This is a genomic window from Streptomyces sp. NPDC048696 (assembly GCF_043198895.1).
In the GTDB taxonomy this organism is placed as follows: Bacteria; Actinomycetota; Actinomycetes; order Streptomycetales; family Streptomycetaceae; genus Streptomyces.
In genome coordinates, this window is the sequence record NZ_JBICVJ010000002.1 from 99306 (window position 1) to 110483 (window position 11178).

At 71.1% G+C, this 11178-nt stretch carries 10 protein-coding genes and 1 pseudogene; 8 read left to right on the forward strand and 3 right to left on the reverse strand.

The features are described 5' to 3' along the window. Positions 1-6: 6 nt before the first annotated feature. Complete coding sequence (locus ACGFRG_RS03545; protein WP_393260983.1) at positions 7-1248, reverse strand: glycosyltransferase; 1242 nt, start codon at positions 1246-1248, stop codon at positions 7-9. After that, positions 1211-2062 carry a MerR family transcriptional regulator gene (locus ACGFRG_RS03550; protein WP_393260985.1) on the reverse strand — a complete coding sequence of 284 codons (852 nt, stop codon included), beginning with the start codon at positions 2060-2062 and terminating at the stop codon, positions 1211-1213. Before ACGFRG_RS03550 ends, ACGFRG_RS03545 begins: the two co-directional genes overlap by 38 nt. A 154-nt stretch (positions 2063-2216) precedes the next feature. Between ACGFRG_RS03550 and ACGFRG_RS03555 the strand changes: the two genes are divergently transcribed. Continuing rightward, positions 2217-2633: a MerR family transcriptional regulator gene (locus ACGFRG_RS03555; protein WP_361418008.1), complete on the forward strand. Its 417-nt coding sequence runs from the start codon at positions 2217-2219 to the stop codon at positions 2631-2633. Between the two features lie 13 nt (positions 2634-2646). Here the strand turns inward: ACGFRG_RS03555 and ACGFRG_RS03560 are convergent, their stop codons facing one another. Beyond that, positions 2647-3468, reverse strand: a complete 822-nt coding sequence (locus ACGFRG_RS03560; RefSeq protein WP_393260987.1) for an SDR family NAD(P)-dependent oxidoreductase — start codon at positions 3466-3468, stop codon at positions 2647-2649. A 282-nt stretch (positions 3469-3750) separates the two neighbouring features. Between ACGFRG_RS03560 and ACGFRG_RS03565 the strand changes: the two are divergent. The 7 genes and pseudogenes from ACGFRG_RS03565 to ACGFRG_RS03595 form a co-directional block, all read left to right on the forward strand. Continuing rightward, positions 3751-4797 (forward strand): annotated as a pseudogene (locus ACGFRG_RS03565) (type III polyketide synthase); the annotation flags it as partial. A 51-nt stretch (positions 4798-4848) separates the two neighbouring features. Beyond that, complete coding sequence (locus tag ACGFRG_RS03570; RefSeq protein ID WP_393261809.1) at positions 4849-6078, forward strand: cytochrome P450; 1230 nt, start codon at positions 4849-4851, stop codon at positions 6076-6078. A gap of 43 nt (positions 6079-6121) precedes the next feature. Beyond that, positions 6122-6715 (forward strand): cupin domain-containing protein, encoded by a 594-nt coding sequence (locus tag ACGFRG_RS03575; RefSeq protein ID WP_393260989.1) that lies wholly within the window; start codon positions 6122-6124, stop codon positions 6713-6715. Continuing rightward, positions 6712-7944, forward strand: coding sequence for a cytochrome P450 (locus ACGFRG_RS03580; RefSeq protein ID WP_393260991.1), 1233 nt, complete (start codon positions 6712-6714; stop codon positions 7942-7944). The genes ACGFRG_RS03575 and ACGFRG_RS03580 overlap by 4 nt, the downstream gene beginning before the upstream one ends. Before the next feature lie 174 nt (positions 7945-8118). Continuing rightward, positions 8119-9603 (forward strand): peptidoglycan D,D-transpeptidase FtsI family protein, encoded by a 1485-nt coding sequence (locus ACGFRG_RS03585; protein WP_393260994.1) that lies wholly within the window; start codon positions 8119-8121, stop codon positions 9601-9603. A 342-nt stretch (positions 9604-9945) separates the two neighbouring features. Next, positions 9946-10323, forward strand: coding sequence for a hypothetical protein (locus ACGFRG_RS03590; RefSeq protein ID WP_361418020.1), 378 nt, complete (start codon positions 9946-9948; stop codon positions 10321-10323). Positions 10324-10509: 186 nt separating this feature from the next. Continuing rightward, complete coding sequence (locus ACGFRG_RS03595; RefSeq protein ID WP_393260996.1) at positions 10510-11139, forward strand: hypothetical protein; 630 nt, start codon at positions 10510-10512, stop codon at positions 11137-11139. Positions 11140-11178 lie beyond the last annotated feature (39 nt).

Sequence of the window (11178 nt, forward strand, 5' to 3'; positions counted from 1 at the left end):
CGGGCGTCACCCGGCCGGCCGGGCCACCGCCCACGCCACTCGGCCCGCCCCGTCCTCCCCCGCCATACGGCGGGACAGCTCGCCCGCCGCACGCGAGTGGGCGGGGTCGCGCACGGCCCGGCCGAGTGCGTCGGCGAGGCGCTCGGCGGTGAGGCGTTTGAACGGGATGGCGCACGGCGCCGCGCCCAGGGCGGTGAGGCGGGCCGCCCAGAACGGCTGGTCGGCCGTCACCGGCACCGGCACCGCGGGCACCCCGGCGCGCAGGGCAGCCGCCGTCGTGCCCGCTCCCCCGTGGTGGACGACCGCCGCCACTCTCGGGAAGAGCAGGGCGTGCGGGAGTTCGCCGACGGTGAGCACGTCGTCGCCCGAGGCGTGCAGTCCGGCCTGGCCCGTCTGGAGGATGCCGCGCAGTCCCGCGGAGCGCAGGGCCCGTACGGAGAGTTCGCCGAGGCGTTCGCCCTCGCCCGCCGCCATGCTGCCGAAGCCGATGAGGACGGGGGGCGGGCCCGAGCTGAGGAAGTCCTCGACGGATGCGGGGAGTTCGGCGTCCGGGGCGTGGTACGGCCACCAGTTGCCCACCGTTTCGAGGCCGTCGCGCCAGTCGCCCGGCTGCGGCACGACGGCCGGGCTGTAGCCGTGCAGTACGGTCCAGTCGGACTCGGCCCTGCGGCGCGCTTCGCCCGGCGTCGCGGCGGGGAGGTCGAGCCGTGCGCGCAGGTCCTTGACGGCTTCGGTGAAGACGCGGTCGACCATCCGCAGCGAGAAGCGTCCCATCGCCCGGTTGCCCCACGCCCCGAGCGACTTGGCGCCCGCGACCACCGGGGCGAACTCCCGTGTCGGGTGGGTCGGTTGGAGGTAGACACCGAGGCCGGGTATCCCGGTGGCCTCGGTGATGTGCCAGCCGAGCGGAGCCGTGGTCGTGGAGAGCAGCATCAGTTCGGTGCCCTGCTCGACGGTGTCGGCCAGCCCGCCGGCCAGCTCCTTCACATACGCGCCCGCCGCGCGCATCAGCGCACGCTTGCCGGGCGGGGACGCGGCCCCGCCCTCGTCCCCGTCCCCGGGTACGGCTGTCGCCCGCGGGTCGCCGGGCAGGGACCGGAATTCGAGCCCGGCGGACTTCACGAGAGAAGCGAACGACGCCGGGGCCGCGAGCGCGACCTCGTGTCCCTCGCGCCGGAGGTGGGCGCCGAGACCGGTGTACGGGGCGATGTCACCGTACGATCCGGCAGCGGTGATCAGAATCTTCATGGCTGTCCTTGTGGTGTCCGTCGGACGTGAGGTGTCCTTCGGAGGCGGCATGACGTGCGGCGTTGGCCTCCACGGCGGTACGCAGATACGTGGCGAGGCCGGGCCGTTGCTGTGACGCGGGCACGATGAGCGCGAAGGCGCGCGGGTCCCGGGCGAAGTCGTCGGCGATGCGCCGATGCATCTCGGGCGGGCAGGCGGTGAACCAGCGGGCGATGTGGCGGCGGTGTTCCTCGGCGAGGTCCATGCCCGCCTTCGACTCGGCGGGACGGCCGTCGTCGAAGGCGGCGAGCAGGTTCTCGCGCCACGCCGCCGCCTCGGCCATGATCCGCGCCCAGTCCTCCTTCGTGTGGGCGGCGGCGCTGGCCATGGACTGCCGGTGGCTTTCGCTGTCCTGCCACTTGAGCTGCGCCTCGGTGGCGTAACTGAGATCGAAGGCGATCTCCCCGAAGACCTCGAACCGCTCCTGCGGTGTGAGCCGTACGCCGGTCTGCTGCACGGCCATGGCCTGCTCGGCGACGTCCATCATCCGCTGGAGCTTGCCGATCTGCTCGCTCAGCCGCTTGTGGCGGGCGCGCAGTTGGTCCAGGGCGTTGGCCTCCGGGTCCTGAAGGATCGTGGCGATCTCGTCGAGGGAGAACCCGAGCTCCCGGTAGAAGAGGATCTGCTGGAGCCGTGCGAGGTCGGCGTCGCTGTAGAGCCGATAGCCCGCGGGGCTGCGCTCACTGGGTGTGAGCAGCCCCGCCGTGTCGTAGTGGTGCAGGGTGCGCACGGTGATCCCGGCGAACCCGGAGACCTGGCCGACGGAGTAACTCATCGCGGTGCCTTTCGTCGTGATCGAGCGTGCTGCCTCACGTGACGTGAGGGTCAAGCCGATCACACGGCGCGCGTTACGCTTGAACCATCACATGGATGTGAAGGTTGGAGCGCCCGGGAGCCGGGCGACGGGACACGGACACGGGGTGAGCGGAATGCGCATCGGAGAGCTGTCGGAACGCACCGGCACGCCCCGTAGGCTGCTGCGCTATTACGAGGAGCAGGGTCTGCTCGGCGCGGACCGCACGCCGAACGGCTATCGCGAGTACGACGACGCCAGTCCCCACCGGGTCCTGCAGATCCGGGGCCTGCTCGACGCGGGTCTCCCGACCAGGATCATCAAGCAGATCCTGCCGTGCCTGGACGACCCCGGGACCGTCCACCTCTCCGACATGACCCCGGAGACGATCACCGGCCTGGAACTCCACCGCGACCGCATGACGGCTCGCATCAACTGCCTGACCCGCAACCGCGACGCGGTGGCGAACTACCTGGCCACGCTCCGACCTGGCGACGCCGCGGCGCAGGACGCCACCGGAACCCCCTCAACCGCCCCTTCGTCCACCCGGTAGCCGCACGCGCCCCTCAGATCAGCGTCCTGCCCCCGTCCAGCGGCACGAACGTGCCCGTGATCTTGGTGGAGAGGTCGCTGGTCAGGAGGACCACCGCGTCCGCCACGTCCTCGGGCGTGATCGGGTTCGGCAAGGGGGTGACCTCGGCCGTGTGGGCGATCAGGGTGGCCTGGAACGGGCCCGCGTTGGCGTCCGTGGGGACGAAGCCCGGGGCGAGGGTGTTGACGCGGATGTTGTCCGGCGCCAACTCCCTTGCCAGGGACCGGCCGACGGCGTCCTGGGCGCTCTTGGCCGCCGCTATCTCGACGGGTACCGGGTACGGGTTGTGCGTGGTGGAGGCGCCGATCAGGACGATCGAACCGCCGCCCGCCCGGCGCATCCCGGGGATGACGGCATGGCAGCACGCGAGGGTCGCGTCGAGCTGGGAGGCGACCGCGTCCCGTACCGAGGCGATGCCGTCGGGGGTGTCGATGAAGCTCCCGCCCGGCGTCCCGGCCTTCGCCCCGGCCCGCGCCGCCCCGGCCTTCGCGCCGATCCGGTCCGCGCCCACCATGACGTTGCAGACCAGGACGTCGGGGGTGCCGAGCTCCGCCGTGGCCGTCGCCACCATCGCCCGCACCTGCGCCAGATCGCTCGCGTCGCCCGCGACCGCGACCGCCCGGCCACCCGACTTCTCGATGTCGGCGACCACGCGCGCGGCGGCCTCGGCGCTGCGGAGGTAGTTGACGGCCACGGACGCGCCGTGCGCGCCCAGGGCACGGGCGACGGCCGCGCCGATACCACGGCTCGCACCCGTCACCAGAGCCACCCGGCCCGCCAGCAGTGACGACGACATGACGCCTCCCCCTCGTAATCCCCGGTCGTTCCGCGCCCCCGCCGTCCCAAGATCGCACACGTCGGCGCGCCCGGGGCCGAGCACCGTCGCGGATGCGCCACACCGCGCGTCCGCGACCGTCAAGCGTCACACGCACCATCCGAATGACACTTTTGTGTACTTTCAGATGGATCTGGGATTTCCTGCGGCATAGGCCTGGAATGATCACCCACGGCTGTCCGGCAGCCCACCCGCCCCGCGTCACGAGGCCGGTGTCGTCTACCCCTCCAGGATGTTCCGCCCATGGCTGTCTTGTGCCGACCTGCCGTCGCCGTGCCCGAGCATGTGATCACCGCAGAGCAGACGCTCGACCTGGTGCGCAGCGTGCACGCCGACCACCCCCAGCTCGCGCTCGCGCTACGCCTGATCGAGAACACCGGGGTGGCCAGGCGGCATCTGGTGCAGCCGCTGGAGGACACCCTGCGCCACCCCGGGTTCGAGGTGCGCAACAAGCTGTACGAGGCGGAGGCCAAGGCACGGGTGCCGCAGGTCGTGCGGCAGGCGCTGGACACCGCGGAGCTCACGGCACGGGACATCGATCTGATCGTCTATGTGTCGTGCACCGGGTTCATGATGCCGTCCCTGACGGCCTGGCTGATCAACACCATGGGGTTCCGGCCGGAAACGCGCCAGATGCCGATCGCCCAGCTCGGCTGCGCCGCGGGCGGCAGCGCGATCAACCGGGCGCACGACTTCTGCACCGCCTACCCCGACGCCAACGTCCTCGTGGTGGCCTGCGAGTTCTGCTCGCTGAGCTATCAGCCGACCGACCTGGGCGTCGGCACGCTGCTCTCCAACGGCCTGTTCGGTGACGCCGTGGCCGCCGCCGTGGTCCGCGGCTCGGGCGGCACCGGGATCCGCCTTGAGCGCAACGGCTCGTATCTGATCCCGCGGACCGAGGACTGGATCGCGTACGCGGTGCGCGAGACCGGGTTCCACTTCCTGCTCGACAAACGGGTCCCGGGCACCATGGAAGCGCTGGCGCCCGCCCTCGGCAGGCTCGCGGACGAACATGGCTGGAACGCGTCGGACCTGGACTTCTACATCGTCCACGCGGGCGGCCCGCGCATCCTGGACGACCTGTGCAAATACCTCGGGGTCCCACCGGAGGCGTTCCGCTTCAGCCGGGCCACGCTCACCGAGTACGGGAACATCGCCAGCGCCGTCGTCCTCGACGCGCTGGGCCGCCTGTTCGACGAGGGCGGCGCCGAGCACCGGGCCAAGGGCCTGATCGCCGGGTTCGGGCCCGGTATCACCGCCGAAGTGGCGCTGGGCCACTGGACGTCGACGGCGGTGCCGAAGAAATCCGTGGAGAGGCAACCGGCCGTGGAGGAGAGGGCTGTGCAGAACGACAAGACCCGACAGGGCGACACGGCGAGTGAATCGACCGTCCACTTCTGGGCTCCGCCGGATCTGCCCGGCCTCGCCTTCGACCCGATGCTGCACCGACTGCTGCACGAGGAGCCGGTCGCCCGCGTCAGGCTGCCCAACGGCGAGGGGCACGCGTGGCTGGCGACCCGTTACGACGACGTCCGGTTCGTGTCGGTCGATCCCCGGTTCAGCCGGCAGGCCGTCGTCGGACGCTCCGTCACCAGGCTGGCCCCGCACTTCATCCCGATGGCCGGGGCGGTCGGATTCGCCGACCCGCCGGACCACACGCGGATGCGGCGCGTCGTCGCCAGCGCCTTCACCGCCCGCTCCATGCGCCGACTGCACGAGCACGCGCAGGGCGTGATGGACGGTCTGCTCGACCGGATGGAGCGCAAGGGCGGCCCGCTCGACCTGGTGGCCCACCTCAACCGGCCCTTCCCGCTCGCCATGGTGTGCGCGCTGATGGGCGTGCCCGACGAGGACCAGTCCAGGATGGCGCACTGGTCGGACACCATCATCTCGGCCGGACGCGGCCGCGAGGCGAGCGAAGAGGCCAAGGCCGAGATGGCCGCGTACTTCCACGACCTGCTGGCCCGGCGCCGGGCCGAGCCGCGCGAGGACCTGGCGGGCGCGCTGGCCGGAGCCGTCGAGGACGGCACGCTCGACCTGGACGAGGCCGTCGGGCTCGCCGTGCTGATCCAGATCGGCGGCGGGCACGCGGTGCGCAACAACAGCGCCAACATGGTGTACGCGCTGCTCACCAAGCCCGCACACCTCGCCCGGCTGCGCGCCGAGCCCGAACTCCTGCCGCAGGCCGTGGAGGAGCTGCTGCGCTACATCCCGCACCGCAACGCGGTCGGCCTCTCCCGGATCGCCCTGGAGGACGTCGAGGTGGGCGGGGTGCTCATCCCCGAGGGCGACCCCGTATACGTCTCGTACCTCACCGCCAACCGCGACCCGCAGGTCTTCGCCGACCCGGAGCAGCTCGACTTCGACCGCACCCACAACCCCCATGTCGCCTTCGGCCACGGCCCGCACTACTGCCCCGGCGCCACCCTGGCCCGGATGGAGTCCGAGATCCTGCTCCGCTCGCTGTGGGACCGCTTCCCGGAGCTCCGGCTCGCCGCGCCCGAGGACGAACTGGTGTGGGAGCGCGGGGCGTTGATCCGCGGACCGAAGGAACTGCCGGTGACGTGGTGACGGATCCGACGGACCGTCAGTGACCATCCGAGAGGAGACAGCCGTGGACGACCTCGATCCGCATTCCCGTCGCACCCGCCCCGCCGACGGTCTGGTGATCCCGCCCGGCGGCGGCCGCACCGTCCGGACCGCCGCGCAGCAGGTGACCTTCAAGGTCACCGGCGCCCACTCGACGGTCGCCTCCACCTTCGAGGTGGTGGTGCCACCGGGCTTCGACGTGGGCGCCCACGCCCACAGCCGCAGCGAGGAGCTGTTCTACCTCCTCGAAGGCGAGCTGGACGTCATGGCGTTCGAGCCGAAGGTGCGCACCCGCGACGACTGGCGCGAGTGGGAGTCCCGCTCCGGCGAGCGCCACATCCGGGCGACGGCGGGCACGATGATCCTGGTGCCGCCCGGCTGCCCGCACGCCTTCGCCAACCCGACCGGCCGCCCCGCCCGCATGCTCTTCCAGGCCGCCCCTCCCCCGGACCACGAGCGCTACTTCGACGAGCTGCTCGAACTCCTCAACAGCGGCGGCGAGATCGACCCGGCCGCGGTGCAAGAGCTGCGTGTGCGGTACGACATCGAGCAGCTGACCCCGCTGCGGCACACGCCTCCCGTACAGGCGCCGACGGTGAACGCGGGGATCACCTCATGACCGAGGACGTACGCACCGGCGCGCCCCGCTCCGCCGACTGCGCCACCCCGCACTTCTGGCCGGTGGAGCACCTGGACGCCCTGGAGTTCGACCCGCTGCTGCACCGGCTGCTGCGCGAGGAGCCCATCGCGCTCGTGCGGATGCGGTTCGGCGAGGGCAGCGCCTGGCTGGTCACCCGGTACCAGGACGTCAAGGAGGTCACCTCGGACCCGCGGTTCAGCCGGGCGCTGACCGTCGACCGGCCGGTGACCAGCATGACCCCGCACGTGGTGGCGCCCGCCGGGGGCATCGGCCGCACCGACCCGCCCGACCACACCCGGCTGCGCCGTCTGCTCGCCCAGACCTTCAACCGCAAGCGGGTGGCGGCGCTGAAGGTGGAGGCCGAGGCGATCGCCGAGGAGCTGGTCGGCGCCATGCTGGAGCGGGGGGCGCCCGCCGATCTGACGCAGTGCGTGACGGGGCCGATGCCGGAGCGGGTGATCGGCAAGCTGCTCGGTGTGCCGGAGGACGACCTCGGCCGGCTCCAGGCCTGGCGAGCCGTCATCCTCTCCAGCGACCACTCCCTTGAGGAGAGCAACGCGGTGAAGGCCGAGATCGCCGGGTACTTCCGCGAGCTCGCCGAACACCGGCTGCACCACCCCGGCGACGACCTGTTCAGCGAGCTGGTCGCGGCCCGGGCCACCGGCGAACTCAGCACCCCCGAGCTGATCTCGCTGGCCGTGATGATCGTGCTGAACGCGCTCGACCAGGTCCGCAACCAGTGCTCCACCATGGTGTACACGCTGCTCACCCACCCCGAGGAGCTGGCGCGGCTGCGGGCGGATCCGGAGTTGCTGCCGACGGCCATCGAGGAGTTGCTGCGGTTCATCCCGCAGCGCAACGGGGTGGGGCTGCCCCGGATCGCGACCGAGGACGTCCCGGTGGGCGATGTGGTGATCCGGGCCGGGGAGGCGGTGTACGTCTCGTATCTCGCCGCCAACCGCGACCCGGAGGTGTTCACCGAGCCGGACCGGTTCGACCTGTCCCGCGACGAGTCGCCCAACCTGGCCTTCGGCCACGGAGCGCACTACTGCCTCGGTGCGGCGCTCACCCGGATGCAGTGCGAGGTCATCCTCGCCACCCTGCTGCGCCGCGCGCCGGACGTGCGCCTCGCGGTCGCGCCGGAGCAGGTGCGCTGGCGCCGGGGCTCGATCAACCGGGGCCCGCAGGCACTGCCGCTCACCTGGTGAGGAACGACGACGAGCGGTCCGGAGGCCGCCCGTCCGCGTTGCCTTTGAACGGCGTTCTCTGATATCGGGCAATTCCGAACTAAAGTTCATCTCCGAGGAACCACGCGTACCGGCATTCACATCCTCCTCACAAGGAAGACGCACAGCAATCGCCGGTACGGAGTGAACACGACGATGAACAAGCCGCTGCGGCACGTTGCCGTATTCTGCGGGATCCTCATACTCGCCCTGCTCGTACGGACCACCTGGGTCCAGTTCGTCCAGGGCGACTCCCTGGACAACGACGCCCACAACAGCCGGGTGAAGATCCGCCAGTACGCCCAGCCCAAGGGCGACATCATCGTCGACGGCAAGCCGATCACCGGCTCGGTCGAGTCGCCGTCCGGCTCGTACCTCAAGTACAAGAGGGTCTACAAGAACGGCCCGATGTACGCCCCCGTCACCGGCTACGCCTCCCAGACCCAGGGCGAGACCTTCCTGGAGTCCATCTACAAGAAGCCGCTGGCCGGTACGGACAACCGGTTCTCCCTCCAGCGCGCGACCGACTTCTTCACCGGCACCAAACCGCGCGGCGCGGATGTGCTCACGACCATCAACGCCAAGGCCCAGGAGGCGGCGTACAAGGGGCTGACGGACATCGGCGCGCGCGGCGCGGTGGTCGCGCTCGACCCGAAGACCGGCAAGGTCCTGGCGCTGGCCTCCGCCCCCTCGTACGACCCTTCGGTCTTCGCGGGCGAGTCCTTCAAGGAGAGCGACAAGTTCAAGGCGCTGGGCGCCGACAAGAGCAAGCCGCTGGCCAACCGGGCGCTGCGGGAGACCTATCCGCCCGGCTCCACCTTCAAGATCCTCACCGCCGCGGCCGCCCTGGAGTCCGGCGCGGTCACGGACATCAACGCCGGTTCCGGCGCGGCCTCCCCGTACCGTCTGCCGCTCTCCACGACCACCGTCGGCAGCGAGGCCGGGAACGAGGTGTGCGACAAGGCGTCGATGAAGACCGCCATGCAGCACTCCTGCAACAACGTCTTCCTGGACGCGGCGTCGAAGGTGGGCGCGGAGAAGATGCGCGAGACGGCGGAGAAGTTCGGCTTCAACAAGGACGTGTACGACAAGGAACTCGGCGATCTGCTCGCCTCCAAGAGCCTGTACCCCGACAAGCTCGACAAGCCGGGCGTCGCGCTCACCGGTATGGGCCAGGGCAGCCTCACGAGCACCCCGATGCAGATGGCGATGGTGACGGCCGCGCTCGCGGGCGACGGCAGGCTGATGCAGCCGTACCTCGTCGACGAGGTGCGCGCCCCCGACCTCTCCACCATCGAGAAGCACCACCCCAAGGAGATGAGCAAGCCCGTCTCGCCGCAGACCGCGCGCAAGGTCCAGGAGATGATGGAGTTCACCGCCAAGGAGGGCAGCGCCAAGCGCGCCCTGATCGACGGGGTCACGGTCGGCGGCAAGACCGGCACCGCCCAGCGGGGCGTCGACGTCAACAAGGAAGTCCCGTACGGCTGGTTCGTCAGCTACGCGAAGAAGGGCGACGAACCCGTGGTCGCGGTCGCGGTGTTCATCGACCCCACCGCGATGGACATCTCCCGCGAGGACATCTCGGGCGGCAAGCTGGGCGCGCCGATCGCCAAGAAGGTGATGCAGGCGGTGCTCGACTAGGGCCTGTCCGGTGGATCTGGCCGCCTTCGGTCCAGGACGCCGTTTCGGTGCTGGTGAGTGGGGGTGTGGTGCGTCCAACTGCAAGGCGGAGGAGGGCGGCGACGCGGAGCGTCGGCAACCGACGACAACGCCGCAGATGGGCATGCCACACCCCCACGTCCCAGGCAAGATCCACCGGACAGGCCCTAGGCGGCCGGGGCGGGGTGTTCGATCCGTCGCGACTACCGCCCAGGTTTACCCCCATCACCGCGCTGGGTGGACGCGCGCGGCCGTACGCCCGGCGCACCATGGGGCTCACGTGGCACCGACCCGCCACGCCGTACGGATACGAGGGGGAACACCATGCTCAATGTGCGCAGGAGCGCGCTCGCCGGCGCCCTGGTGGCGGTGTGCGCGGTGACGGGACTCAGCGTCGGACAGGCGTCCGCCGCCACCCAACGGCCCGCGCTGAGCGGGACGTACAGCGTCGACGGCAACAGCAATGTGCGGACCACCCCGCACGTCCGCGCGGGCACGGTCGTCTACACGACCACGCAGAGCCGCCCGATGGACGTCGAGTGCTGGGTGCGCGGCGACTACGTCGACTCGGGCGGGTTCCACACCAGCGTCTGGTACGAGGGCTCGGTGTGGACGGGCAGCCGTTACCTCGACGAGGTGTACGTGTGGGGCGGCAACGTCAACACGCCGCACGACCCGCCGGCGGGGCTGCCGCAGTGCTGATCGCGCGCGGGAGATAGGCACGGAGGACAGGCGCGACACCGCCCGGTACCACCCCTCGGTGGCACCGGGTGGATTCCCTTGCGCCAACCCCGTCCCCTCTTCGTCCCGGTTCGATGACCGGCACCCCTGATGACCACTGTGTGGCGGTACGTTCACAGTGCGTACCAGACCTTGGGGGGACGAACCATGCGCAAGATCCTGCTCGCGACCGCCGCTGCCACCTGCCTCGCCCTGACCGCCTGCCACAGCGACAACAACGCCACCAAGTCGCCGACGACTCCGCCGCCCACCGCGCCCTCGCCGACCACCCCCGCGCCGTCACCCACAGCGCCGGACACGGGGCCGGCCGCCCAGGCCTTCGGTGAGCCGTCCCGGACCGTGGGCGCCGGCACCGTCGGCATCCTGGAGATCACGCCGAACTCCGTCGTCTACGTCAAGAAGGGCGGCGGGCAGACGGCGAAGTACGGCACGTTCGCGATCGTCACCATGGACGAGAAGTCGCTCAGCGCCAACCCCGCGAGCGAGACGCGCCTCGCCAAGGGCGGCGGCTGGCACTGGATCGCCCCCGACGGACACCGCATCGCCGAGGACTCGGGCAACGCCGGCCGGGTGGCGCTGGCCAGGTTCCGGCACGGCGACGCCATCGTGCCGGGCGCCCACCAGCTCCGCGCCAAGGTCTTCGACCTCACCCCCGCCCAGGCCAATGGCGGCCGGATCGACTACATCGACGGCACCGCGTCCGCCGACCGCTGGACCGTCCCGGCCACGGACTCCGGCCCGCACGTCGCCGATGTCAAGAAGGAGTTGATTCCCTGAGTCCCTGACACCGCGATCACCGCGCGGCTACCGTGTCCT